The organism is uncultured Maricaulis sp. (genome assembly GCF_947259345.1).
Classification (GTDB): Bacteria; Pseudomonadota; Alphaproteobacteria; order Caulobacterales; family Maricaulaceae; genus Maricaulis.
On sequence record NZ_CAMYLS010000020.1, the window covers coordinates 87,323 to 109,864 of the forward strand.

The window sequence follows — 22,542 nt, forward strand, 5'->3', positions numbered from 1 at the left end:
TGACGGAGGGAGTGATCATGCGCTCTATGTTTTTTGCGGCGGCCCTGGCGGCTGCCGTCTCACCCATGTCGTTCGCCCAATCCTGCGAGACCGATCCGAGTCTGGTCGGACACCGGACCGCCAATGGTGCTGTGCGGGCCCAGTACACGGCGGTTGAACGTGGTGAGTGGCACAATGTTGTCCATATCGGCGAAGGTCTCGTCGATACCGGCCTGTCGGCGCGCAACCGCACGGCGGCCTGGTCGAATCTGTGCGCCGGTTATGCGGCAACGGGTGACGTCGAGGCGGCGATTGCCGCTTGCGATTCGGCCCTGGAATTGCGCGACACGGCGTGGCGCGCACTCAATAATCGCGGTGTGGCCCACTGGCTGGCCGGCAATCAGGAGGCGGCCCTGGCCGACTTCCAGGCCGCCAACGCCGCTTCGTCCGGCGAGGACGAAGTCGAGGCCAATATCGCCATGGTGACGTGCACAACGGCAAGCTGATCCTCCCAGACTGGTAAGTCGCTGCACAGACTAGCGGCCGGGGCGTGTTCCGCCCCGGCCGTTTTTTCATGCCCGCTGCTCAGCCCGCACCGGCTGCGGGCGCAGGCTTCTAAATGGTTTCGATTGCAACTAGAAGGACGGGATGGATGTGACCGACCGGCGCGCGCCGGCCTGACGCAGGGGAAGGCCATGACGACCCAACCACCCAAGCCCTTACTCGACGGCTATCGCGCCTTCTGCCGCGATGCCTACAAAACCCAGCGCGCGCACTACGAGGAGCTGGCCAAGGGGCAAAGCCCGCATACGCTGATTATTGCGTGTTCGGACAGCCGCGTGGACCCGGCGGTGGTGTTCAATGCCCGGCCCGGTGATCTCTTTGTCGTCCGCAATGTCGCAAATCTCGTCCCGCCGATGGATGATGATGGCGGCCGCCATGGCGTTTCCGCCGCGATCGAATTTGCCGTCAGTGCACTCGGCGTCGACCATATCGTTGTCATGGGACACGGTCAGTGCGGTGGCGTCGCGGCCAGCGTGGCGGGCCTGGACACACTCTCGTTCAAATATCTTGGTCCCTGGCTGGAACCGCTCGAACCGGCGCGCGCTGAAGTTCATGCCACGCATGCAGACGGGGATAACGAGACCCTGTGTGACGCGCTCGAGCTCAATTCGATCCGCCATTCCGTTGACCGCCTGCACCAATTCCCCTTTGTCGAGCACGCGATTGAAGAGCGAGGTCTGCAATTGCACGGCGCTCGCTTCTCGATCCATGACGGCGTGCTGGAATGGATGGGGGAAGACGGCGCCTTCACACCGGTCTAGATTCGATGACTGACCTTGCCGGCGACCGATCTCGGTGCCGGCAAGCACCGCTTCCCAAAACCGGTCGAAACAGGCCGGATCCACTCCACAAACAGGGAATAACAGGATGAAACTCGCAACGCTCAAATCGGACAGCCGCGATGGCCGCCTGGTCGTCGTCTCCCGTGATCTGGCCTGGTGCGCCGATGCCCATCAGGTTGCCCCGACCTTGCAGGCGGCTCTGGACGACTGGGAGCGATGCGAGCCCGAGCTGCGCTCGCTCTCCGATGAGCTCGAGCGTGAAACCATCCCGCGCGAGCGCTTCCACGAGCGTGACGCGCTATCACCGTTGCCGCGCGCTTTCCAGTGGGCGGATGGCTCGGCCTACGTCAATCACGTCGAACTGGTCCGCAAGGCCCGCAATGCGGAAATGCCGGAAACCTTCTGGACCGATCCGCTGATGTATCAGGGCGGCTCTGACGCCTTCCTGGCGCCGCGTGCCGATATCCCGCTGGGCGATACGGCCTGGGGCTGTGACATGGAGGGCGAGGTCGCCGTCATCACCGGCGACGCGCCCGCCGGGTGTTCGGTCGAGGACGCGGCCAAATCCATCCGCCTCGTCATGCTGGTCAATGATGTGTCCTTGCGCGGGTTGATCCCGGGCGAGCTGGCCAAGGGATTCGGTTTCTTCCAATCCAAGCCGCCGAGTGCCTTTTCACCGGTTGCTGTCACCCCGGATGAGCTTGGCGACGCGTGGGACGGCAAGAAGCTGCACCTGCCGCTGCTGGTGAAGTATAATGGCGAGCTGTTCGGCAAGGCCGAGTGCGGTATCGACATGACTTTCGATTTCGGCCAGCTGGTCGCCCATCTGGCCAAGACCCGTCCGGTCACCGCTGGCACGATTGTCGGCTCCGGCACGGTCTCCAACAAGCTTGATGATGGACCGGGCAAGCCGATCAGCGAAGGCGGGGTCGGCTATTCCTGCATCGCCGAGATCCGCATGATCGAGACCATAAAAGACGGCAAGCCGACCACGCCCTTCATGCAATATGGCGACACGGTCCGGATCGAGATGAAGGACAGGGACGGTAAATCCATCTTCGGCGCGATCGAGCAGGAAGTGGTCAAGGCCTGACCTACGCGCTGATCGGGCGACTTCCATACCGCCTCGTCGATCAATAGACTTCTGAGCAATCAAAGAGAGGCGAGGTGGCATACCTCGCCTCTGATTGTGTCGGGGAATCGATCATGTCCACCATCCAGGCCTATGCCCGGGAATCCTTCGGGACTTTCTCCGACTTCGTCGCCATGCAGGCGCAGGCCCGTCCGGAGCAGGATGCGCTGCGCTGCGGTGACGCGCGCCTGGACTATGCCGGCTTTGATGCGCGGGCCAACCGGATCGCTGCGCGCCTGCAGGCGGATGGTGTGCGTCCGGGCGGTGTGGTCGCGATCTGTGCGGCCAGTTGCGTCGAATATCTCTGCGTTTTTCTGGGCACATTGCGGACCGGGGCGGCGATTGCGCCGCTCTCGCCCTCCGCGACACCGGCACAGCTGGCCGCGATGATCGCTGATTGCGGCGCCAGCCATGTCGCCCTCGATGCAGCGGTGTCCCGTCATTTGGGCGTAGCGCTGGATGAACTCGCGGCAATTCCCTTGGCACTTGAGGCCGACGCGGCCGGAATGCCGCTGGATGACTGGCTGGCTGATGCGCCCGAGCGCCCGAAGCCGGTCGCCATCACGCCGGACATGGCCTTCAACATCATCTATTCCTCGGGCACGACCGGCACGCCCAAGGGAATCGTCCAGTCGCATGCCATGCGCTGGCCGCACAATCATCTCACCGATCCGGTCGGTTTTGGCCCGGACGCGGTCACGCTTTGCTCGACCCCGCTCTATTCCAACACCACGCTGGTCAGCGTCCTGCCGACCCTGGCCGGTGGTGGCACGCTGGTCCTGATGCCGAAATTCAGCGCGCACGGCTTTCTCGAACTGGCGCAGGCGCACCGGGCGACCCATTCCATGCTGGTCCCGGTGCAGTATCAGCGCATTCTTGCCGAGCCCGACTTCGACCAGTACGACCTCTCATCCTACCGCCTGAAATTCTGCACCTCGGCGCCCTTCTCGGCCGAGCTGAAAGCCGAAGTCCTCAAGCGCTGGCCCGGCGGGCTGGTGGAGTATTACGGGATGACAGAGGGCGGCGGCACCTGTGTCCTCGTGGCGCACGAGCATCGCGACAAGCTGCACACGGTCGGCAAGGCCATGCCGGGTCACGACCTTCGTGTCATAGACGGGCAGGGCAAGGAATGTGCACCCGGCGAGATTGGCGAGGTCGTGGGACGGTCGGGCGCCATGATGACCGGCTATCACGGTCAGCCGGAAAAGACCCGCGAGGCGGAATGGTGCAGCCCCGACGGCGAGCGCTTTATCCGCACCGGCGATCTCGCCTCACGCGATAGCGACGGCTTCTTCACCATCGTCGGCCGCGCCAAGGACATGATCATTTCCGGCGGCATGAACATCTACCCCGCCGATCTCGAGGCGGTCCTGCGCGAGCATGAGGCCGTTGCAGACGTCGCCGTGATCGGTGTGCCGTCGGCGGATTGGGGCGAGACGCCGGTCGCCTGCGTCGTGCCGGTGGCGGGCAGTTCAGTGACGCCCGAAACGCTCAAGACCTTCGCCAATGCGCGATTGGGCAAGATGCAGCGGATCAGTGCGGTGGGCCTGATGGACGAGCTGCCGCGCAGCGCCATTGGCAAGGTGTTGAAACGGGAATTGCAGGACAGCTGGGCGCGGGCCTGAACGGACCCTAGTGCGCCTGGTCCGGCGTCATCTTGAGCTGGTAGCGCGTGCCGTCAAAACCCTCGAACGCCTCGGCGATCTGGGGATGCTCGACCGGGCCGTTCTCGGCGTCGGGCAGGAGATTGCCCTCGGAGACGTAGGCACCGTAATAGCTGTCATCATTCTCGGCCAGCAAATGGTAGAAGGGCTGGTCCTTGGAGGGGCGGACATTCTCGGGAATGGACTCATACCATTCCTCGGTATTGGCAAATTCCGGATCGACGTCGACCACGACCCCGCGAAAGGGGAAGAGACGGTGGCGCACCACATCGCCGAGACCGAATTTGGCGTTGCGAACGATCATGCTCAACACTCTGACACAAACTTGACGGCGCGGACCATCCTCGCGCTGCAGACCCCTATCTAGGGTGTTTCGAGCAATAAGCTACGGTCTCAGCTGCCAGACGTCACGCATCCTTGCAGGTCGGATACTTCCTTGTATCCTGAAACCAACAATGAGTTCAGCCCGATTCGAGCCGCGCCCTGCGAACCCGCAAGTGGCGCGCGGATCGGCGAAAGGTATATCATGGCGGAGCCATCCGCCCGGTCCGCACCGGGCAATGATGCCGCCGCACGCAAGCGGAAAGGGCGCAAACGCGCACCCTCTCCCGTGTACGGCGCAATCGATCTGGGAACGAATAATTGTCGCATGTTGCTGGCCCAGCGGTCCGGCAGCAGCTTTCATGTGGTTGATGCCTTTTCGCGCGTTGTGCGGCTGGGCGAGGGGATTACCGGCTCCGGCGCCCTGTCGCAGGGCGCCATGGACCGGGCGGTCGAAGCCCTGAAAATCTGCGCCGACAAGATCCGCCGCCATAATGTGGTCAAGCATCGCTCCATCGCCACCCAGGCCTGCCGCATGGCCGATAATGGCGCGGAATTCCTCGAGCGGGTGGAACGCGAGACCGGTCTCACCTTTGATTTGATCTCCGCCGAGGAAGAGGCGCGCCTGGCCGTGCATGGCTGTGTCGACCTGCTCGATGAAGAGAAAGACGCTGCGCTGGTCATCGATATCGGTGGCGGCTCCACCGAGCTGTCCTGGGTCGATCTGGCCGAATGGCGCCGCCGGGGTGGCCGGGCCAGTGGCGGGCGGCCGCCGATGAAGTCCTGGACCTCGACCCCGGTCGGCGTGGTCACGCTGTCGGAACGCTTTCCGGAGCGCGAGGACCGGGCCGACTGGTATGACGAGATGAAGACCTATGCGCGCGATCTGATGAAGTCGCCACGCGGCGCCCGGGCGATGCGGCCGATCTTTGATGAGGGCCGCGCGCATCTCGTCGGCACGTCGGGCACGGTGACCTCGATCGCCGGTGTGCATCTGCGTCTGCCACGCTATGACCGCTCCAAGGTCGATGGGTTGTGGATGAGCGGCGATGAGGCCCTGGAGGCCTGTAAACACCTGCGCGAACTGGATATTCACGGCCGGTCCCAGGAGCCGACGATCGGCGCCGACCGGGCCGAGCTGGTCCTGGCGGGCTGCGCCATTTACGAAGCGGTCGCCGAGCTCTGGCCGGCGGAAAGACTGCGGGTCGGTGATCGCGGTTTGCGCGAAGGCATGTTGCTCAATCTCATGCGAAAGTCCAAGAAGCGCAGGCGCCGGCGTCGCAAGCCCGGCGCGGACGCCGCATCAGCAGCGACAGGATCGGGCGAATGAGCGACGACGACGATCAGACACCGGACGATGACGGCAAGGGTGAAGGCGAAAACCTTCCCGGCTGGGGCAGTAGCGACAAGCGTCGGCGACGCCAGGGCGGACCGGTCAAGAAGGGCGGGGATGCCCGGGCGGCCAAGCAGATGTTCGAGCGGGTCAAGACGGCGCGCGGTCGCAAAACGTCGTCGACGCGTTGGCTGCAGCGTCAGCTCAATGATCCCTATGTGAAGAAGGCCCAGATGGAGGGCTATCGTTCGCGCGCGGCCTACAAGCTGCTGCAGCTGGACGAGCGTTTCAAACTGCTCAAGCCCGGCATGCGCGTAGTCGATCTCGGCTCGGCGCCGGGCGGCTGGGTTCAGGTGGCGCTGAAAGCCGGCGCCTCCGAAGTGGTCGGTATCGACCTGCTGGAGATCGAGGCCATCGCCGGGGCGACCCTGCTGCAAAAGGATTTCACCGAGGATGATGCGCCCGCGCTGGTGAAGGCCGAGATGGGCGGAAGCGCTGATGCGGTCATCTCCGATCTCGCGCCCTGGACCACCGGCCACAAGAGCACCGACCATTTGCGCATCGTCGCCCTGGCCGAGATGGCGGCGCATTTCGCGGTCGAGACGCTCAAGCCCGGCGGTTTCTTCATCGCCAAGGTTTTCCAGGGCGGATCCGATGACGGGCTGCTCAATCTCCTGAAGACCAATTTCGAGAAGGTGCGCCATTTCAAGCCGGACGCCAGCCGCTCGGAAAGCGCCGAGACCTTTGTTGTGGCGATGGGTTTCAAAGGCTAGCCATCTCCGCCATCCCCGTCCGTCCGCTGGATCGAAACCGGCACGCCATTGGCGCCCATATCATCCCAGATCCGCACCACGATACCGTGGCTGCTCTCGTCATGGACTTCGAGCAGGACGGCGCTTTCCGGCTGTTCGGCGCGATGGCGGTTGATGGCGGCGAGCACGCGCTCGACATCGGTCCGATCGCCATTGACGAAGACCTTGTCGTCATCATCGACCTGTACGACGATCGGCGGTGGGCCTTCGCCACAGTCCGGGCCGGTACACTCCGGCGGTGGACGCAGATCGACACCCTCTTCCGATAGGAAGGTGGCGGTGACGATGAAGAAGATCAGCAGGATGAAGACGATATCCAGCATCGGGGTCATATTGACCTCGGCCTGATCATCGCGTTTGCGATTACGCTTGCGCATGTGGGCCTCCCCATTGGCCGTTGTGATGCGCCGGCCTCACCCGGCGCCCGATCAGTGCAGGCCTTGCGTGGGGCGAGACAGGGGAGGCGGGAAGGTGATTTGCGGGCCGCAATGGGGCGATCTGCAGGCGTCTGCTTGCCCGGACATCGCCCGGTGCCTAGCGTGAACGCATGGACAACCGCCCGGACAATCCGATGCTGCGAAGACTGTCAGACGGCATCTGGACTGCGTCCGGCCCGGTGGTCACAGCGGTCGCCGGCTTCCACTATCCCACCCGGATGGTCGTCATTCGTCTCCGCGATGATCGGCTCTGGGTGTGGTCGCCAGTCTCTCTTGACGAGGCCTTGAAGCGCGAGATTGACGCCCTCGGACTGGTCGCACACATCGTGGCACCGAACAGCCTGCATGACCTGTCCCTGTCGGACTGGCAGTCGGCCTTTCCCGCTGCGCGCTTGCACGTTGCGCCCGGCCTGGCTGCCAGGCGCCCCGACCTGACCCTTCACGCCGAACTGGACGATGAAGCGGATGTGGCCTGGGCCGAGCAGATTGATCAGGTCGTGGTGCGTGGCAATGCGATCACGACCGAAGTCGTTTTCTTCCACCGGGCCAGTGGTACTGCGATTTTCACCGATCTGATCCAGCACCTTCCGGATAACTGGTATTCTGGTTGGCGGCGCTGGATTGCCCGCTGGGACCTCATGACCGGCGACGAGCCGGCCGTCCCGCGCAAGTTTCGCCTCGCCTTTCGCGACCGGCGTGCTGCGCGCCACGCCATCGACCGTATCCTGGCCTGGCCTGTTCAGACCGTGCTCTTTGCCCATGGTGAGCCGGTGGTAGACGACGCGCGGGCGTTCCTGGCGCGGGTTTTTGCCTGGTTGCGCTAGCCGGGGTGGAACAGGTCCGGGCACGGTATGGCTGGCTCATAAGATATTCATGAGGTCCGGCGAAATGCGAAGTTTTCCTTAGGCGTTTTCACGACATGTCTGGCCGGATGACAGCGGATCAAGACATGTCGGGCGGGATGGACAGATATCAGGACATCATTGATTCCCATGAAGTACTGGTCAGCGGCCGCGCCGGCGGTTGCCGGGCCATTTTCCGCTTCGCCAAGCTGCGCGGCATCGTGCTGCAAAAGCGCAATCTGGAATCGGTCCAGTTTCTCGGCTGCGATCTGGAGAATGCCCGGTTTGCGCTGACCAATTTCCGTCTCGCATCCTTTTACGGATCCAATCTCGCGCGTGTGGACTTTCGTGGCTGCGACCTGAGCCGCGCTGACATGCGGGGCGTTCGGCTCGACGGCGCGCTGTTGCAGTCGGCGACGATGGACGAGGCCGATTTTCGTCGCGCAAGCCTTATCGAGGTTGATGATAAAGACCGTTGGCGGGATCGCACGGCCGGCAAGTCTGCATCCTCCATTCAGGAAGCTCGTGCCGTCGATTTTCGCGATTGTTCCCTGCGCGGCGCGCGTCTCAATGGTGCTCGGCTGCAGGGGGCGGATTTTGGTGGCGCGATCCTGGAGGGCGCGGACCTGTCCGGCGCCAATCTGATGGGCGCCTGCTTCGATGATGCGGTCATCGTCGACGTGAATTTCGACAATTGCCAGATCCGCGCCGATGCCTTGCAAAAGGCGGTCGGACCGCCAACAGCAGAAGACAGGGCCTGTCGCGCCGCCTGGCTCGACAGCCTTTCGGCGCATTCTGCCTGGCTGGAAAGCGGCGGCGAGTCAGGCGAGAAAGCCTGCCTCGAAGGCGCAGACCTTCGGGTGCTTGGCGACGCCCTCAAGGGGGCTCGGCTGGACGGGGCGGTTCTGCGGCGTTGCCGGGCCATCGGCTGCGACTTTTCCGGCACTTCGCTCGTGGGGGCGGTCCTGGACGGGTCGGACCTGCGTGAGGCGAATTTCAGCCATGCTGATATGCGCGGCAGTTCACTGCGGGAATGCCGTATCGCGCGGGCGAATTTCAATGGCAGTGACTTGCGCGGCCTTGAGGGACGCGCTGGTCGCCAGTACCAGGTCCGTTTCGAAGGCACCAATCTGGCGCATGTCGATTTGCGTGTGGCGCGGCGGGCTGCGTAAGTGGCCTCGGCCTCCGGATGCGACAAATCAGCGACCGCCCGCAGACCTCCCTTGCCACATGATCGAATCCGTTCTATTGCCGCGCCGCAAGCAGCAATGAGGAGTCTCCCATGGAGATTCGTGAAGGTCTCACCTTCGATGATGTGCTCTTGCAACCGGGCCCGTCCGAAGTTCTTCCCGCCGATGCAAACGTTTCCACGCGCGTGGCCAGCGATGTTTCGCTGAAGATTCCCATGCTCGCGGCAGCCATGGATACGGTGTCCGAGAGCGGCATGGCGATCGCCATGGCCCAGGCTGGCGGCCTTGCCGTCATCCATCGCAATCTCACCATCGCCGAGCAAGCCGAGGAAGTGCGCCGCGTGAAGCGTTATGAGAGCGGCATGGTGGTCAATCCGGTGACGATCTCGCCGGACGCGACCCTGGCCGACCTGCGCGCCCTGATCGCCCAGCACCGCATCTCCGGCATTCCGGTGGTGGAAGGCGCGACCAATGCCCGTCCGGGCAAGCTGGTCGGTATCATCACCAATCGCGATGTCCGTTTTGCCGACGATCCGAATGAGAAGGTCGGCAATCTGATGACCCGCGATGTGGTCACGGTGAAGGAAGGCGCGTCCCAGGACGAGGCCCGCGCCAAGCTGCACAAACACCGCATCGAACGTCTGCTGGTCGTTGATGACGCCGATCGCTGCATCGGCCTGATCACTGTCAAGGACATGGAAAAGGCCCAGGCCTTCCCGATGGCGGCCAAGGACTCCCAAGGCCGCCTTCGCTGCGCGGCTGCGACCACAGTTGGGGATAGCGGTTTCGAGCGCGCCGAGGCGCTGATCGATGCCGGTGTCGATGTGGTCGTGATCGACACGGCCCATGGCCAGAGCCAGTCCGTGCTGGATCAGGTCACCCGCGTGAAGAAGGCGTCCAGTGCCGCCCGCGTCGTGGCGGGGAATGTCGCCACTTATGACGGTGCGCGCGCGCTGATCGATGCCGGGGCTGATTGCATCAAGGTGGGGATCGGGCCGGGTTCGATCTGCACCACGCGCATCGTCGCCGGTGTCGGTGTGCCGCAGCTGACGGCCATCATGGATGCTCGCCGTGCGGCGGAAGGCTCTGACGCCTGTATCATCGCCGATGGCGGGATCAAATTCTCCGGTGACCTGGCCAAGGCCATCGCCGCCGGCGCCGACTGCGTCATGGTCGGCTCGCTCCTGGCGGGAACCGAAGAGGCGCCGGGCGAGGTCTTCCTCTATCAGGGCCGCTCCTACAAATCCTATCGCGGCATGGGCTCGCTGGGCGCCATGGCGGCGGGTTCGGCCGACCGCTATTTCCAGAAGGATACCGAGCGCATGAAGCTGGTTCCTGAAGGCATTGAAGGTCAGGTGCCCTACAAGGGCCCGGTCGGGCCGATCCTGCACCAGATGGTCGGCGGGCTGCGGGCCGCCATGGGCTATACCGGTTCGAAGACGATTGCGGACCTGCACCAGCGCGCGCAATTCGTGCGCATCACCAATGCCGGCCTGCGTGAAAGCCATGTCCACGACGTCAAGATCACACGCGAAGCGCCCAACTATCCGACCACGAGCTGATCGGACGGGCCGGACGGGCCCGGTTGGCAAGTCGCCATGTTCGCATGGAGCCCATGCCGGAGCGGAGATTGCCGGGTGAGGGCGGGGTGGCTACCCCGTTCCCATCCATGTTCTCGAGGAGAATCCCAGTGTCTGACGCTCTGATCTATCCGCTCCTGCTGCAGGTCGCCCTGACCTTTGTCCTTCTCTTCGCCAATGCGCTGATGCGGACCGGCTCTGTCGCCGCTGGCAAGGTCAAGCCGGCGGATATCGTGCTGGGCCAGCGCGCCTGGCCGCGCAAGGTCCAGCAGGTTTCCAATGCCTTCCAGAACCAGATGGAAACGCCGACCTTGTTCTTCGTCGGTGTCATCCTGGCGATCATCCTGGGCATAAGCGGACCGGTTCTGCTCACTCTGGCCTGGGTCTGGGCCGGGTTGCGTGTCGTCCATGCCATCATCCACACGACCAGCAATCATCTGCGCTGGCGTTTCTATTCCTTTGCGGGCGGCGTCTTCGTCCTGCTCGCCTTCTGGATCACTCTGGCCATCGGGATTGTGACGCGATGATGCAGGACCAGCCTGAAATCGAGACCGGCCGGGACATCCTCTTCCTGCTCACCGGCGCCTGGGACGATGCCGATGGCGGATCCTGGCTGTGCGCGGATTGCTGCACGATGGAAGGCGCGCTGACGGTCAATCCGCATTGGGTTGATGCCATCACCCTGGTGCGCATCGATTACGCGCGTCCGCGGGCGGAAATCGTGGCTCTGCTCGACGCGGAGAACCAGAATGCCCCGACCCTGATCCTGGCCGCAGACACGGTCGCCCATATCGAGCCGGAAGCGGTCGTCAATGGACGCCGTATCTATACCAACCCCAAGACCATCTGCCGCCAGTTGGCGGCGTGCTATACCGGCGCCCAGCCGAAATAATTCGCGCCCGAGTGCGCCCTTGCAAGACGGATATCCGACATGAGAGACGGCGCACGCATTGCCGCAGCCATCGAGATTCTCGACACGCTCCAGACCCAGCACCGACCGGTGAAGGATGCCGTGCGCGACTGGGGCAAGGCCAACCGCTTTGCCGGTTCCGGCGATCGCGCCTGGATTGGCGGCCTGGTGCTGGACGCGCTGCGCCACCAGTCCTCGATTGCTTTTGCCATGGCGGCGGACTCGCCCCGGGCCCTGGCGATCGGGACGGTCGGACGGGTCTGGGGTGTCGACGCGGATGCCATCGACGCCATGTTTGACGGCGATGATCATGCCCCGGAAAAACTCACCGATGCCGAGCGTGAAGGCCTGGCGAGGGACATTTCCGACGCGCCGCTGCACATTCGCGGCGACGTGCCCGAATGGCTCGAGGAGAGCCTGATCCGGGCCTTTGGCGAGGCGGCTGCGGAAGAGGGTTCCAGGCTCTCATCCCGGGCACCGGTGGATCTGCGCGTGAATGAAGTGAAAGTCGATTTTGACCGTGCTTTCAAAGAGGTATCGTCAAAACTGAAAGCGGCCGAAAATAGCCCCTTGGTTCGCTCGGGTATTCGCATTCCGCAGCGCGACCCGCGCGGCAAGGCCGCCGCCGCCGAAAGCATTCCGGCCTATGGCAAGGGCTGGGTCGAGGTCCAGGATATCGGGTCTCAGCTGGCGGCGCTCGCTTCCGGCGCCCGTTCAGGCCAGCAAATACTGGATTATTGCGCCGGTGCCGGCGGCAAGACGCTGGCCCTGTCAGCCCTCCTGCACAATACCGGGCAGGTCCATGCCTGGGATATCGACTGGCGCCGTTTGCGTGCCATCTGGCCGCGTCTCAAGCGTGCGGATGTGCGCAATGTCCAGGTCCATGATGATAATGAAGACAAGGCCTTGGGCGATTTTATTGAGAAGATGGATGTCGTTTTCTGCGACGCGCCCTGCACCGGAACCGGCACCTGGCGCCGCCGTCCCGACGCCAAGTGGCGCTTGAAGCCCGCCGCTCTGGAACGCCGCATCAAGGAGCAGGACATCGTGCTGGAGCGCGGCCATCGCTATGTGAAGCCGGGCGGCCGTCTCGTCTACATTACCTGCTCGGTTCTGCCCGAGGAAAACGGCGACCGGGTCAATGCCTTCCTCGACACAACTGAGGCGTTCAAACCCGTCCCGGTGCTTGATGTCCTCAAGGCCAGTGGCGGGCTGGCCGAGGGCGCAGAAGACCTGCTCGAGTCCTGCCTCACCGAGCATGGCGCCCTCCAGCTCTCACCGGGCCGTACGGATACAGACGGGTTCTACATCTGTGTGATGGAGCGGGTGGGGTAGTCGCCAGCTTGTTCTGAAATGCCGTGCCAATCGGCACGATTTTCACCGCCCGATCGCTAGGCCCGCAAACGTCGGCGCTTCGGCTTTGTATTGCGGGTGCCATACCCCAACTCGGCCAGTCTTTGCCGCGTCTGCGCATTCACAATACCGTCCAGCCCTGCACCCGCGCCGACCCGTCGCCGGGTCAGGGGCTGGTTGATCAGCGGGAGGCTGTCCCGCTCCAGCCCGTGCAGCTCGATCCGGCGCGTGGCGTAGTGCAGCTGGGCCGGTTCGAATTTCAGGCCGAGAAAGCGCATCAATTCGGTGATGGTTGCCTTGGGCCGGGTGGCGAGATCCTCATAGCGGATACGGATGATGCGACCGGCGAGGTTGCGTTCAGCGGCGAGCCCGATACCGGTCAGATCGGTCCAGTATTTCAGGGCCGCCCGCGGATCGCTGACATGGGGGAAGGGATGACCTTGCGGGTCACGCCAGTCGCGGGCGAGCAGGGAGTTCGCGACATCGCGGCCATCGCGCACGACATGGATGAAGCGCGCCTGTGGCAGGAGCCGTCCCAACAGATCGAAGGCGGCGACATTGAGCGTGGTTTTCTCGACCAGAGTATCAACTCCTGGTGTTTCAAGCGGCGCGCCGATCATGCCGGTCAGGAGCTCTGCCATGGTGCGGCGCATGTCTTCCGCACCGACATCGAAATCACGAGCGTGCAGCGGTCCCAGCTCACGGGCGAAATTCTGCCATTGCATGGCAATGGAAGGCGGTAGACCGGTATCCGGGCCGCAATGGACCCGGCGGTGCGGTTCAATGAGACGACGCAACAGGGTCAGGCCGGAGCGCGGACAGCCCCCGGCGAAAACGAGGCCGGTGCCATCCTGGCGCCGGTCCGTACTATCAGTTTCAGGCATAGCCGAGCTCGCGCAATTGCCCCCCGGCAATGCCCATGACGATATTAAGCTGTGACGCGTTCAACCGGTCGCGCCACCGCCCAATGGCGCTGCGGTCGATCGGTGTGGAGACCCGCTCGGCGCTCGACTCACCAGTTCCGGCGCTCGCGTCGAAATCGCGGGCATGGTCGAGAGCTCGCGCCTTGGAATCCTCGTTTTCTCCGAGTGCGTCGAAGAGCGGCCCGATTGCGTTGGCCGGGTCGGTGACGAGTGCCTCATAGCGAATCTCGAAATAATTCCGATCGTTTTGCATGCGACGGCCGGCCGCGATGCTGGCGCTCCACAGACGCGCAGCAGCGGCGGCATCGCGGGTGATGGTCATGGGCCGGCCGGTCGCGCTGTCCGTCCAGTCCATGGACAGAAGCGAGGCGACCACGTCGCGCCCGTCGCGGACGACGCCGATCAGCGGGCTGTCCGGGAAGATCTGACGCAGTCGGGCGAAATGCAGGATATTGGCCGGTGTTTTCTCGGCGACCCGGGCTCCGGTGCGCGCATGCAGTGGTGCGAGCAGGGTATCGATCGCGCGGGCGAACTGATTGTGCACGGCTGTCCGGTCGACGCCGTATCCGCAGTGCAGGACCCCGGCCTGGTTCTGGTCGATCTGTTCCGCGAGGTGACAGAGGGCAGGGATGACCCGCATTTCCGGACCGCAAACGATATTGCGGCTGGCATTGACCATGGCCCGCACCAGCGTGGTCCCGGAGCGTGGAGCGCCGCCGATGAAAATGGGTGACTGGCCGACCGGGTGCTGCATTGAAAACCTCGGGCACACTGAATGCTCAACGAGGTATCAGGCTCTGTAATGATTCAGAAGTTACAATAAATCAATAGGTTGCGGAAAATTTAGGAGACTGTAAGTTGCTGTTCAGTTTCCTCAATTATCCGCGCTTGAGACTGGCAATCAGGCGCTTGCCGTACCCGAGGAGCGGTGTCTCAATCAGGCGATGGGTAAGCCAGCCCAGCAGAAGGCTAGCGGCCAGACCACCCAGATAGAGCGTTACAGTGCTGATCAGGCCGGTCCCCATGATGTGCGCTATGGCGCGTGCCAGAAATCCGATAGCGAGCAGATGGCCCAGGTAAATCGCATAGGACCAGTCGCCTAAATCGGCGAGGAAGCGGTGCCATCGCGGTTGCCAGGCCAGCAAGGTCCACACCAGCGCGATGGCCATGGTCAGGAAGGCAAAGACCCGGTGGCCAATATTCGCCATTCCCTCCAGCCCATTGGCTTGGGTCCAAAGGATCGCGATGGCACTGCCGACCAATAGCGTGCCGAGCGCCACCCAGCGGGTACGGGCAAGGTGCGGACGAAGCTCGGCGAGGCCAAGCCCGGCGATGAAAAGCAGGTTGAACGGGCTCAGGGCCAGTCGGGACCAGGGAGCGCTCGTCTCGAGCCAACTCGTCAGGGCGAGCAGGGTCAGGCCGAGCCAGGCCGCGATGGCGAACCAGCGCCATCGTCCGGGCAGAAACAGCAACAATCCGTAGACAAGATAGAAATAGAGTTCGTGGATCAGCGTCCAGCCGACCAGCAGAAGCGGCGGCTGGGATGTCGGCCAGAGCGTGATCGTGGTCAGCCAGTCGAGCCGGGTGATATCGCGGCTCAGATTGTCACCCATCGCCAGATATCCCAGCAGGGCGAGGCCGGTGAATATCCAGTAGAGCGGATAAATCCGGTTCAAACGCTTGAGCGCGTAGCTTGCGGTGGGCCTTGAGGCCGACCTGTAGAGCGTGTGAATGATAAAGCCGGATATGACGAAGAAGACGTCCACGCCAGCAAAGCCAAGATATCCGACCGGCCCGAGAATGTCAGCGCCGGTCAAGCGACCGCCGGCCTGGTGCAGATGGCCGACCACGACCATCAGCACGGCAATGGCGCGTAGGTATTGCAGCTCGACAATTTCAGCGCGAGGGCGGGCAGTGAGCATCGAATCTCCGGGCAGCGTCCGCGATCATCACGCGACCCGGTACCGGCACGCAAGTTGGCCTACTGCGCTGCCAGCCGCCAGTCCCGATGATCAGCCCCGGGTGAAGAGCAGCGAGAAGCTGACCGGCGAGACCGGTGCGATTGAGGGCAGGCCGGCCAGTTCCTGCAATGTCGCGAGGCCGTCCGTGAGGCCGAAATCCCCGATATGCAGCAGGACCGGAGCCGCGCTTTCCACCAGGACATGGCGCCCGTCAATATCGGTCACGATGACTGGCGCGATGATATCGATCGACTGGCCGTGCAGGGACACGGTGGCTTCGATTTCCAGGCTTCGGCGCTCCCCGGTTTCCAGATCGGCGAGGGCCGCGAGGTCGAGCGCCGTCGTGACCCGCGCCTCGGCGAAACTGCCAATCTCGAAGAGGTGTTCGCGCATGCGCTCATTGCGGATATCGATCCCGGTTTCCACTGTTGCCAGATCGATCACCAGTTCGGCCTGACCGTCGGGGGCAACCGCGCCGCTCAAGCCGGAAAAGCTGTGTGCTTCGGCGATTTCGCCGGACTTGATCGACACAAAGGACAGACGCGACCGTTCGCCATCGAGACGCCAGTCACCGCTGGCTGCCGGCTGCGAGCAAGCCGCCGCGAAAGTCAGAAGGGCCATCAGGCTGGCGGTGAGGATCAGGCGCATGGGGAACTCCTTGGCGGTGACGGCCCCATACCTGCGCCCCCGAGCGAGCCGGTTCAAGGTCTGGCGGTCCAAAATCGGGCATTCCGGCGCAAAGCGCAGGCCCCGGGGCAGGCAAGGGCTGGTCAAGCGCGCTGACTCGCGCTATCGGGCCGCATGCTGACAGATGTTTCTGCCATCTCCCCACATTTTGACCTTCGGGACACCCGCGCGCGCGGGTGCGAACGCCCATGATTGATCAACACGACAAACTCCTCATCATCGATTTCGGCAGCCAGGTGACCCAGCTCATTGCCCGCCGCGTGCGCGAAAGCGGCGTCTTCTGCGAGATCCATCCTTACAACCGCGCTGATGCGGCCTTCATCGATGCCTATGATCCCAAGGCGATCATCCTGTCGGGCTCGCCGCATTCCACCCATTGGGACAATTCCCCGCGTGCCGATGCGTCGGTCTTCACGCGCGGCATCCCGGTTCTGGGGATTTGTTATGGCGAGCAGACCATGTGCGCTCAGCTGGGCGGCCGGGTCGAAGCTTCGGAAGAGCGCGAATTCGGGCGTGCGGACATCACCCTGATCGAGGACAGCCCGCTCTTTGCCGGCTTTGGCCCGATCGGTCACGAAGAACGCGTCTGGATGAGCCATGGCGATCGCGTCGCCGCGCTGCCTGAGGGCTTCAAGGTGATCGCGACCTCGGGTCATGCTCCTTTCGCGGCCATCGCCGATGAGGATCGTCGATTCTACGGCGTGCAATTCCACCCGGAAGTCGTGCACACGCCGCGCGGTGCCGCTCTCCTGCACAATTTCACCCACCAGATCGCCGGCCTCACTGGCGACTGGTCCATGGCCAATTTCAAGGATGAGGCGATCGCCAAGATCCGCGAACAGGTTGGCGACAAGCGCGTCCTGTGTGGTCTGTCCGGCGGTGTCGACAGTTCGGTGGCGGCTGTCCTGCTGCACGAGGCCATCGGCGACCAGCTGATCTGTGTTTTCGTCGATACCGGCCTGATGCGCCAGGGCGAGGCCGACGAGGTCGTGACCCTGTTCCGCGAGCACTACAATATCCCGCTCGTCCATGCCGAGGCCGAGGATCTTTTCCTCAGCGCCCTCGAAGGCGTTGATGACCCGGAGAAGAAGCGCAAGATCATCGGCAGCCTTTTCATCGATGTCTTCGACGAGAAGGCCACCGAGGCCGGCGGTGCCGATTTCCTCGCCCAGGGCACGCTCTATCCCGATGTGATCGAGAGCGTCAGCTTTGATGGCGGGCCGTCGGTTACCATCAAGTCGCACCATAATGTCGGCGGTCTGCCGGCGCGCATGAAGATGAAGCTGGTCGAGCCGCTGCGCGAGCTGTTCAAGGATGAGGTTCGCGCCCTGGGCCGCGAGCTCGGTCTGCCGGAAGCCTTTGTCGGACGCCATCCCTTCCCGGGACCGGGACTCGCCATCCGCATCCCGGGCGCCGTCTCAAAAGAAAAGGCCGACATCCTGCGCAAGGCGGATGCGATCTATATCGAGGAGATCAAGAAGGCCGGTCTCTATGACGAGATCTGGCAGGCTTTCTCGGTCCTGCTACCGGTGAACACTGTGGGTGTGATGGGCGATGAGCGCACCTATGACGCCGTTCTCGCCCTGCGCGCCGTGACCTCGGTCGACGGCATGACCGCCGATTACTACCCCTATGACCACGACTTCCTCGGTCGCGTGGCGACGCGGATCATCAACGAGGTCCGCGGCGTGAACCGGGTCGTCTATGACGTGACCAGCAAGCCGCCGGGGACGATTGAGTGGGAGTAGGGGATGGACTCGGAGGAGAAAAAGCGGCGTGCAGATCTGATCGTACAACAATACGACGGGATCGTCCCCCAGTATGAGGCTTTCTACATCAGCAGCTTGCTGTATTCGGCCAACCGAGCACGCATGTCGTTCGATGCTTTGGACGCAGCGCTCGAAAATGTTGACGACCCGAATGTTGCGATGGCGCATTTGCAAGAAGCGCTGTCGCACGCATCGTCAGTGTCTAGGTATTTTTGGCCAACGAGGCGCGATAAATACACTCAGTCTCGAGCAATCAAGTTGCGGGATGCCTTCGAAGTTTCGGCTACTAATCCATTGAAAGATCGTCAATTGCGAAATGCGTTCGAGCATTTTGACGAACGGTTGGATGATTTTTTGCTCAATTGCTCAGCTGGACCAGTTGTCCCAGGAGCAATCATTGGTGATTTTGCGATCATTGAAGAATCTGTCGGGCATGTGTTTAAGCTTATTGATCCTGAGCATGGCGTCTGCGTCATTCTCGGGACGATCTGTAGGTACTTCCCGGTTAGGTGTGCTGTGGTTGACGTCTCGCAGCGTGCCGAGCGGATGGACCGCGATGGCGCGCGTTTAAGGCGCCTCTAGAAGTGATCGCTTCTATCGTCTAGCTGTTGTCGGTTTGCCGCGTTGTTAGGTCATACCTCTCCCCATACCTCCCTTGTCAGCCAGCGGGCCGTATCCGGTTCTTGAGGTCAAGGGCGCGCAGCGCCGCTTCGCGGTTGAAACCCTTGAGCTCAAGAACCGGATACGGCTTTCTCTCGGCGAGGGATGTATGGCTGGCCGTGCGCCCGGCGCCCACTCTCCACGCCAATACCAGCCTCGCATTTAAATCATCCATTTTTCCCGGGCGAAGACCCGGGACCGACCGAACCCGCCTTGAAGCGCTGAGTCTCCCGTAGGTCCCGGATAGCGCTGATTCGCTTCCGGCAAAAATGGTGTTCGTGATGGTGGGTGACGGGGGCGCTTCCCTCAACCCAGCACCTTCACCACAACCTCCACCGGCAAAAACAACACCCGACCATCCGCTGGCCAGGCCAGAAACTCGGCGCACCGCATATAAAAGCGTTTCGCCGCCTCGTTCTTGGCGTGAATCAGCACGGCGGCGATGCCGATGGTGCGGGAGGCGATGGCGATGCGGCGCAGGGCGTCGGCGAAGAGGTCCTGGCCGAGACCTTGGCCGGCATGGCTGCGGCTGACGGCCAGCCGCGTGATGATCGCGACCGGGATTGCGTCCGGCGCATTGCGGCGGAGCTTTCCGGGCACCGCAGCCCGCTCGACGGATCCGGCGGACAGGCTGACATAGGCGACGACCGTGTTGCCCTCGCACACGACACAGGTCCGTGAAAAGCGGCTCTCATTCTTCAAGGCGCGGTGTTTGAGCCAGTCATCAAGGGCGGGTTCGCCGCAGTCGAACGCGGCCAGGTCGTGCGCCGCGTTGATCGCTTGCGGCGCGCTCAGGCCTTCCATGCCGGCCGGCGTAGCATCAGGGCGGTCAGTTTCTCGCCGGGATCGGCCGGCGTCTCAAGCGCGTCCGCGAAAGCGTTGAAGGCATCCGGGCCGAGCTGGAAGAGCCTGCGGTCGAGCAGGATATCGATGGCGCGACTGCGGGCGGTGTCAATCATGAACTCGGTGCGCGATTTGCCCAGCGAGGCGGCGGCCTCGTCGATCAGCGCCCGGCTCTGCCCGTCAATGCGAAGATTGATGCTGCCCTTGGCGGTGTTGGCCTGATCGGCAATGTTGAGCGGCGAGGCGGACGCGGCCTTGGCCGGATATTGACGATCCTTGGTCATGGGAGGAAACTGGGCGAACGTATACACGATGTCAATACGTCACCGGAGCCCTTACGTGCGACCCGAAACGATTTGCCTTGCTAAAACCACAATCATCGCCCATATAACGCTCACTCGATCTTGATTGCCGAATCTTCTGGGGGCGAGTTTTGCCCCCCCGACGCTCTTCCCTTTCAAATTTCGACACTCCGGGCATCAGCTGACACGCGGTCGGTTGGGCCCAAAACAACGTGCCTGATTGAAAGGACATCGTCATGGCTACTGGTATCGTTAAATTTTTCAACACCACCAAAGGTTTTGGTTTCATTCAGCCGGAAGACGGCTCTACGGACGTCTTCGTCCACATCTCGGCTGTCGAACGTTCCGGCCTGACCACGATCACCGAAGGTCAGAAGCTGAACTTCGAAGTCGTCCAGGACAAGCGTTCTGGCAAGAATGCTGCTGAAAACCTGGAAGTCGCGTAAGCGGCTTCCGGCTTGCCTGACGTCCCGTAAACGGACGTATGGGTGACGCACAGAGAGGCCGGGCAATCGCCCGGCCTTTTTGTTTCTGAACGACCCGACACGAAAACTGCAGAAGGAGGCCAATCCGATGGCGACTTTGTTCAATGGTGACCAGCTGCGTCTGAAGCCCGATCCCAAGCTGGATCCGGAGCAGGAGATTGCACCGGCCAAGCCCACGGCTGCCCAGAATTCCGTGCTTGAACTCCTGCAGGAAGAGGCCGATCTGCGGCTGACGAAAGTGCAGACCCTGCGCAAGGCGCGCCTCGCCATGCAGGCCAAGGCCGCTGCCGAGGCCGAACCCGCCGCGCCGAAAAAGCGCCGCGCCAGACCCCCGAAATTCGCCAACCAGTCCTAGGGCTGCAGCGCAAGACGGCGCCAGCGCCACGCTTACAGCGCGGCCAATCGCTCGCGGAGTCGGGTCTGCGCAAAGTCGAGAAAAACGCGCATCTTGCTGGGCAAGGCGCCGCCACCGGCATGCATGAGATGCACGGGCAGGGGAGCCGGTTCATGTGCTTCGAGCAGGACCCGCAAGGATCCGTCGCGCACGGCATCGGCACATTGATAGCTCAGGACACGCGTGACCCCGACACCGTCGCGTGCCGCTGACACGGCGGTATCTGCGGTCGAGACCGTCAACCGCGCACGCGGCGTCGCGTCCACCGGCTTTCCGTCGACATCGACAAGGCTCCAGCGTCCGCCGGGTGACAGGATGTCGAAATGTACGCCGGGCATGTGTTCGAGATCACCGGGCGTCACGGGCGACCCGCAAGCGGCCAGCAGGGCCGGGCTCGCGACCACAATGGTCCGGACGGATCCGACCCGGGTCGCGATCATCGCGCTGTCCGGTAGCGGTCCGATACGTACCGCCATGTCGATATGCTCCTCCATCAGATGAAGATTCCGGTCCGACAGGGCGAGGCGAATATTGATCTGCGGGTAGGCGGCCAGAAAGTCGCGGACGACCGGCAGGACTAGCAAGCGACCGAAGGCGATCGGCGCTGTGATATTGAGCTCGCCGCGTGGCGTGTGGAATTCACCGGCGGCCACGCGCTCCGCTTCATCAATTTCGTCAAGAATTCGGCGCGCCGCACTGATATAGGCTTCGCCGGCATCGGTGAGGGCGAGTTTGCGCGTCGTCCGGGTTAGCAGGCGTGTGCCCAGATGGGCTTCCAGTTCCGTGACCTGGCGGCTGACTGTGGCCAGCGGGATGCCAAGCGCCCGGCTGGCCGCGGAAAAGCTCCCGTGCTCGACCACGTGTACGATGATCGACATGGCTTTCAGGCGATCCATGATTGTTCCATTTTTCGGAATAGAAGTTCCCGAATATAGGTTATTATCAAATCTGATGGAATGTCTATTTCTCCCCGGCAGAACGCGATCCCCGATGGATCGCCATGACACCGAAGGAGAAATCAATGTCCCGTCTGCCTATTCCGGACCTCGACGCCGTCCCCGCTGCCTCCAAGCCCATCCTCGACGCTGTTCACAAGCAGCTTGGCGTCGTGCCGAACATGTTCCGTCTGGTGGCGTCCAGCCCGGCGGCCCTGGAAGGCTTCGCCGGCAATAATGGCGCCCTGTCGCGGGCGCTGGACGTGAAAACCCGTGAGCGCATTGCTCTGGCCGTCGCCCAGATCAATGGCTGTGACTACTGCCTCTCGGCCCACACCTATCTCGGGCTCAATCTCGCCAAGCTGACCCCGGAAGAGGTTGCTCGCAATCGTCGCGGCCAGTCCGGCGATGCCAAGGCCGATGCGGCTGTCGGTTTTGCCGCGAAAGTCGTGCGTGAGCGGGGCCAGGTTGCGGACGCAGACATCAAGACGCTGCGGGAAGCCGGCTATTCCGACGGCCAGATCGTGGAGATTGTCGCGATCGCGGCCGAGAACGTCTTCACCAACCTCCTCAACAATGTCGCCCGCACCGATATCGACTTCCCGGTCGTGTCGGCGGCGGACGCAGCTTGATCCGTGGCGGGCGGACCGGATCTCCGGTTCGCCCGCGTCTGCCAGACCATGA

At 63.0% G+C, this 22,542-nt stretch carries 26 protein-coding genes; 17 read left to right on the top strand and 9 right to left on the bottom strand.

Annotated features, from left to right (window positions below):
* Positions 1 to 17: 17 nt before the first annotated feature.
* From Q0X62_RS09785 to Q0X62_RS09800, 4 genes are all read left to right on the top strand, one after another.
* The gene (locus Q0X62_RS09785; protein ID WP_297734772.1) at positions 18 to 485 is read left to right on the top strand and encodes a tetratricopeptide repeat protein; all 468 of its coding nucleotides are present in this window, start codon (positions 18 to 20) and stop codon (positions 483 to 485) included.
* 189 nt (positions 486 to 674) lie between these two features.
* The gene (locus Q0X62_RS09790) at positions 675 to 1,304 is read left to right on the top strand and encodes a carbonic anhydrase (RefSeq protein WP_297734775.1); all 630 of its coding nucleotides are present in this window, start codon (positions 675 to 677) and stop codon (positions 1,302 to 1,304) included.
* 106 nt (positions 1,305 to 1,410) lie between these two features.
* The gene (locus tag Q0X62_RS09795; protein ID WP_297734778.1) at positions 1,411 to 2,418 is read left to right on the top strand and encodes a fumarylacetoacetate hydrolase family protein; all 1,008 of its coding nucleotides are present in this window, start codon (positions 1,411 to 1,413) and stop codon (positions 2,416 to 2,418) included.
* Between the two features lie 113 nt (positions 2,419 to 2,531).
* Positions 2,532 to 4,082 carry a class I adenylate-forming enzyme family protein gene (locus Q0X62_RS09800; protein ID WP_297734782.1) on the top strand — a complete coding sequence of 517 codons (1,551 nt, stop codon included), beginning with the start codon at positions 2,532 to 2,534 and terminating at the stop codon, positions 4,080 to 4,082.
* 7 nt (positions 4,083 to 4,089) lie between these two features.
* On the opposite strand, the gene hspQ is transcribed toward Q0X62_RS09800, so the two are convergent.
* Complete coding sequence (hspQ, locus tag Q0X62_RS09805) at positions 4,090 to 4,425, bottom strand: heat shock protein HspQ (protein ID WP_297734784.1); 336 nt, start codon at positions 4,423 to 4,425, stop codon at positions 4,090 to 4,092.
* Between the two features lie 222 nt (positions 4,426 to 4,647).
* On the opposite strand from hspQ, the gene Q0X62_RS09810 reads away from it, so the two are divergent.
* Together Q0X62_RS09810 and Q0X62_RS09815 are read left to right on the top strand one after the other, a co-directional pair.
* Positions 4,648 to 5,772: a Ppx/GppA phosphatase family protein gene (locus Q0X62_RS09810; protein ID WP_297734787.1), complete on the top strand. Its 1,125-nt coding sequence runs from the start codon at positions 4,648 to 4,650 to the stop codon at positions 5,770 to 5,772.
* On the top strand, positions 5,769 to 6,548 hold the full coding sequence (locus tag Q0X62_RS09815; RefSeq protein ID WP_297734790.1) for an RlmE family RNA methyltransferase: 780 nt from the start codon (positions 5,769 to 5,771) through the stop codon (positions 6,546 to 6,548). Before Q0X62_RS09810 ends, Q0X62_RS09815 begins: the two co-directional genes overlap by 4 nt.
* Here the strand turns inward: Q0X62_RS09815 and Q0X62_RS09820 are convergent.
* Entirely contained in the window at positions 6,545 to 6,964 is a 420-nt protein-coding gene (locus Q0X62_RS09820) for a biopolymer transporter ExbD (protein ID WP_297734793.1), read from the bottom strand. The genes Q0X62_RS09815 and Q0X62_RS09820 overlap by 4 nt on opposite strands.
* 194 nt (positions 6,965 to 7,158) lie before the next feature.
* Between Q0X62_RS09820 and Q0X62_RS09825 the strand changes: the two genes are divergently transcribed.
* From Q0X62_RS09825 to Q0X62_RS09850, 6 genes are all read left to right on the top strand, one after another.
* Complete coding sequence (locus Q0X62_RS09825; protein WP_297734795.1) at positions 7,159 to 7,848, top strand: DUF4336 domain-containing protein; 690 nt, start codon at positions 7,159 to 7,161, stop codon at positions 7,846 to 7,848.
* Between the two features lie 137 nt (positions 7,849 to 7,985).
* Positions 7,986 to 9,038: a pentapeptide repeat-containing protein gene (locus Q0X62_RS09830; protein WP_297734798.1), complete on the top strand. Its 1,053-nt coding sequence runs from the start codon at positions 7,986 to 7,988 to the stop codon at positions 9,036 to 9,038.
* 110 nt (positions 9,039 to 9,148) lie between these two features.
* Positions 9,149 to 10,618: an IMP dehydrogenase gene (guaB, locus tag Q0X62_RS09835; protein WP_297734801.1), complete on the top strand. Its 1,470-nt coding sequence runs from the start codon at positions 9,149 to 9,151 to the stop codon at positions 10,616 to 10,618.
* A gap of 128 nt (positions 10,619 to 10,746) precedes the next feature.
* Entirely contained in the window at positions 10,747 to 11,163 is a 417-nt protein-coding gene (locus tag Q0X62_RS09840) for an MAPEG family protein (protein ID WP_297734804.1), read from the top strand.
* Positions 11,160 to 11,528 (top strand): DUF3088 domain-containing protein, encoded by a 369-nt coding sequence (locus tag Q0X62_RS09845; protein ID WP_297734806.1) that lies wholly within the window; start codon positions 11,160 to 11,162, stop codon positions 11,526 to 11,528. Before Q0X62_RS09840 ends, Q0X62_RS09845 begins: the two co-directional genes overlap by 4 nt.
* 39 nt (positions 11,529 to 11,567) lie before the next feature.
* Positions 11,568 to 12,881, top strand: coding sequence for an RsmB/NOP family class I SAM-dependent RNA methyltransferase (locus tag Q0X62_RS09850; protein WP_297734809.1), 1,314 nt, complete (start codon positions 11,568 to 11,570; stop codon positions 12,879 to 12,881).
* Positions 12,882 to 12,937: 56 nt separating this feature from the next.
* Here Q0X62_RS09850 and Q0X62_RS09855 read toward each other — a convergent pair whose 3' ends face one another.
* From Q0X62_RS09855 to Q0X62_RS09870, 4 genes are all read right to left on the bottom strand, one after another.
* On the bottom strand, positions 12,938 to 13,783 hold the full coding sequence (locus Q0X62_RS09855) for a sulfotransferase (protein WP_297734814.1): 846 nt from the start codon (positions 13,781 to 13,783) through the stop codon (positions 12,938 to 12,940).
* Positions 13,776 to 14,576 (bottom strand): sulfotransferase, encoded by an 801-nt coding sequence (locus tag Q0X62_RS09860; RefSeq protein ID WP_297734817.1) that lies wholly within the window; start codon positions 14,574 to 14,576, stop codon positions 13,776 to 13,778. Before Q0X62_RS09860 ends, Q0X62_RS09855 begins: the two co-directional genes overlap by 8 nt.
* 124 nt (positions 14,577 to 14,700) lie before the next feature.
* A complete protein-coding gene (locus tag Q0X62_RS09865) occupies positions 14,701 to 15,744 on the bottom strand; it encodes an acyltransferase (protein WP_297734819.1) in 1,044 nt (347 codons plus the stop codon).
* Positions 15,745 to 15,834: 90 nt separating this feature from the next.
* A complete protein-coding gene (locus tag Q0X62_RS09870; protein ID WP_297734822.1) occupies positions 15,835 to 16,431 on the bottom strand; it encodes a YceI family protein in 597 nt (198 codons plus the stop codon).
* Positions 16,432 to 16,658: 227 nt separating this feature from the next.
* On the opposite strand from Q0X62_RS09870, the gene guaA reads away from it, so the two are divergent.
* On the top strand, positions 16,659 to 18,218 hold the full coding sequence (gene guaA / locus Q0X62_RS09875; RefSeq protein WP_297734824.1) for a glutamine-hydrolyzing GMP synthase: 1,560 nt from the start codon (positions 16,659 to 16,661) through the stop codon (positions 18,216 to 18,218).
* A 3-nt stretch (positions 18,219 to 18,221) separates the two neighbouring features.
* The gene (locus Q0X62_RS09880) at positions 18,222 to 18,821 is read left to right on the top strand and encodes a hypothetical protein (RefSeq protein WP_297734827.1); all 600 of its coding nucleotides are present in this window, start codon (positions 18,222 to 18,224) and stop codon (positions 18,819 to 18,821) included.
* Positions 18,822 to 19,205: 384 nt separating this feature from the next.
* On the opposite strand, the gene Q0X62_RS09885 is transcribed toward Q0X62_RS09880, so the two are convergent.
* Together Q0X62_RS09885 and Q0X62_RS09890 are read right to left on the bottom strand one after the other, a co-directional pair.
* Entirely contained in the window at positions 19,206 to 19,703 is a 498-nt protein-coding gene (locus Q0X62_RS09885; protein WP_297734830.1) for a GNAT family N-acetyltransferase, read from the bottom strand.
* Entirely contained in the window at positions 19,691 to 20,026 is a 336-nt protein-coding gene (locus tag Q0X62_RS09890) for a DUF1778 domain-containing protein (RefSeq protein WP_297734833.1), read from the bottom strand. Before Q0X62_RS09890 ends, Q0X62_RS09885 begins: the two co-directional genes overlap by 13 nt.
* Positions 20,027 to 20,280: 254 nt before the next feature.
* Here Q0X62_RS09890 and Q0X62_RS09895 point away from each other — a divergent pair, with 254 nt between their 5' ends.
* Positions 20,281 to 20,490 (top strand): cold-shock protein, encoded by a 210-nt coding sequence (locus tag Q0X62_RS09895; RefSeq protein WP_295692202.1) that lies wholly within the window; start codon positions 20,281 to 20,283, stop codon positions 20,488 to 20,490.
* A gap of 127 nt (positions 20,491 to 20,617) precedes the next feature.
* On the top strand, positions 20,618 to 20,884 hold the full coding sequence (locus Q0X62_RS09900) for a hypothetical protein (protein WP_297734836.1): 267 nt from the start codon (positions 20,618 to 20,620) through the stop codon (positions 20,882 to 20,884).
* A 32-nt stretch (positions 20,885 to 20,916) separates the two neighbouring features.
* Here Q0X62_RS09900 and Q0X62_RS09905 read toward each other — a convergent pair whose 3' ends face one another.
* A complete protein-coding gene (locus Q0X62_RS09905; protein ID WP_297734839.1) occupies positions 20,917 to 21,819 on the bottom strand; it encodes a LysR family transcriptional regulator in 903 nt (300 codons plus the stop codon).
* A 125-nt stretch (positions 21,820 to 21,944) separates the two neighbouring features.
* Here Q0X62_RS09905 and Q0X62_RS09910 point away from each other — a divergent pair, with 125 nt between their 5' ends.
* Positions 21,945 to 22,490 carry a carboxymuconolactone decarboxylase family protein gene (locus Q0X62_RS09910; protein ID WP_297734842.1) on the top strand — a complete coding sequence of 182 codons (546 nt, stop codon included), beginning with the start codon at positions 21,945 to 21,947 and terminating at the stop codon, positions 22,488 to 22,490.
* Positions 22,491 to 22,542 lie beyond the last annotated feature (52 nt).

What these genes read in the sequence shown, in the direction of transcription:
- guaA (WP_297734824.1), top strand. Translation starts at nt 16,659, where the DNA reads ATGATTGATCAACACGACAAACTCCTCATCATCGATTTCGGCAGCCAG.
- Q0X62_RS09815 (WP_297734790.1), top strand. Translation starts at nt 5,769, where the DNA reads ATGAGCGACGACGACGATCAGACACCGGACGATGACGGCAAGGGTGAA.
- Q0X62_RS09865 (WP_297734819.1), bottom strand. Translation starts at nt 15,744, where the DNA reads ATGCTCACTGCCCGCCCTCGCGCTGAAATTGTCGAGCTGCAATACCTA.
- Q0X62_RS09825 (WP_297734795.1), top strand. Translation starts at nt 7,159, where the DNA reads ATGCTGCGAAGACTGTCAGACGGCATCTGGACTGCGTCCGGCCCGGTG.
- Q0X62_RS09785 (WP_297734772.1), top strand. Translation starts at nt 18, where the DNA reads ATGCGCTCTATGTTTTTTGCGGCGGCCCTGGCGGCTGCCGTCTCACCC.
- Q0X62_RS09810 (WP_297734787.1), top strand. Translation starts at nt 4,648, where the DNA reads ATGGCGGAGCCATCCGCCCGGTCCGCACCGGGCAATGATGCCGCCGCA.
- guaB (WP_297734801.1), top strand. Translation starts at nt 9,149, where the DNA reads ATGGAGATTCGTGAAGGTCTCACCTTCGATGATGTGCTCTTGCAACCG.
- Q0X62_RS09830 (WP_297734798.1), top strand. Translation starts at nt 7,986, where the DNA reads ATGGACAGATATCAGGACATCATTGATTCCCATGAAGTACTGGTCAGC.
- Q0X62_RS09855 (WP_297734814.1), bottom strand. Translation starts at nt 13,783, where the DNA reads ATGCCTGAAACTGATAGTACGGACCGGCGCCAGGATGGCACCGGCCTC.
- Q0X62_RS09895 (WP_295692202.1), top strand. Translation starts at nt 20,281, where the DNA reads ATGGCTACTGGTATCGTTAAATTTTTCAACACCACCAAAGGTTTTGGT.
- Q0X62_RS09880 (WP_297734827.1), top strand. Translation starts at nt 18,222, where the DNA reads ATGGACTCGGAGGAGAAAAAGCGGCGTGCAGATCTGATCGTACAACAA.
- Q0X62_RS09790 (WP_297734775.1), top strand. Translation starts at nt 675, where the DNA reads ATGACGACCCAACCACCCAAGCCCTTACTCGACGGCTATCGCGCCTTC.
- Q0X62_RS09795 (WP_297734778.1), top strand. Translation starts at nt 1,411, where the DNA reads ATGAAACTCGCAACGCTCAAATCGGACAGCCGCGATGGCCGCCTGGTC.
- Q0X62_RS09900 (WP_297734836.1), top strand. Translation starts at nt 20,618, where the DNA reads ATGGCGACTTTGTTCAATGGTGACCAGCTGCGTCTGAAGCCCGATCCC.
- hspQ (WP_297734784.1), bottom strand. Translation starts at nt 4,425, where the DNA reads ATGATCGTTCGCAACGCCAAATTCGGTCTCGGCGATGTGGTGCGCCAC.
- Q0X62_RS09885 (WP_297734830.1), bottom strand. Translation starts at nt 19,703, where the DNA reads ATGGAAGGCCTGAGCGCGCCGCAAGCGATCAACGCGGCGCACGACCTG.
- Q0X62_RS09905 (WP_297734839.1), bottom strand. Translation starts at nt 21,819, where the DNA reads ATGGATCGCCTGAAAGCCATGTCGATCATCGTACACGTGGTCGAGCAC.
- Q0X62_RS09845 (WP_297734806.1), top strand. Translation starts at nt 11,160, where the DNA reads ATGATGCAGGACCAGCCTGAAATCGAGACCGGCCGGGACATCCTCTTC.
- Q0X62_RS09850 (WP_297734809.1), top strand. Translation starts at nt 11,568, where the DNA reads ATGAGAGACGGCGCACGCATTGCCGCAGCCATCGAGATTCTCGACACG.
- Q0X62_RS09910 (WP_297734842.1), top strand. Translation starts at nt 21,945, where the DNA reads ATGTCCCGTCTGCCTATTCCGGACCTCGACGCCGTCCCCGCTGCCTCC.
- Q0X62_RS09870 (WP_297734822.1), bottom strand. Translation starts at nt 16,431, where the DNA reads ATGCGCCTGATCCTCACCGCCAGCCTGATGGCCCTTCTGACTTTCGCG.
- Q0X62_RS09800 (WP_297734782.1), top strand. Translation starts at nt 2,532, where the DNA reads ATGTCCACCATCCAGGCCTATGCCCGGGAATCCTTCGGGACTTTCTCC.
- Q0X62_RS09890 (WP_297734833.1), bottom strand. Translation starts at nt 20,026, where the DNA reads ATGACCAAGGATCGTCAATATCCGGCCAAGGCCGCGTCCGCCTCGCCG.
- Q0X62_RS09820 (WP_297734793.1), bottom strand. Translation starts at nt 6,964, where the DNA reads ATGCGCAAGCGTAATCGCAAACGCGATGATCAGGCCGAGGTCAATATG.
- Q0X62_RS09860 (WP_297734817.1), bottom strand. Translation starts at nt 14,576, where the DNA reads ATGCAGCACCCGGTCGGCCAGTCACCCATTTTCATCGGCGGCGCTCCA.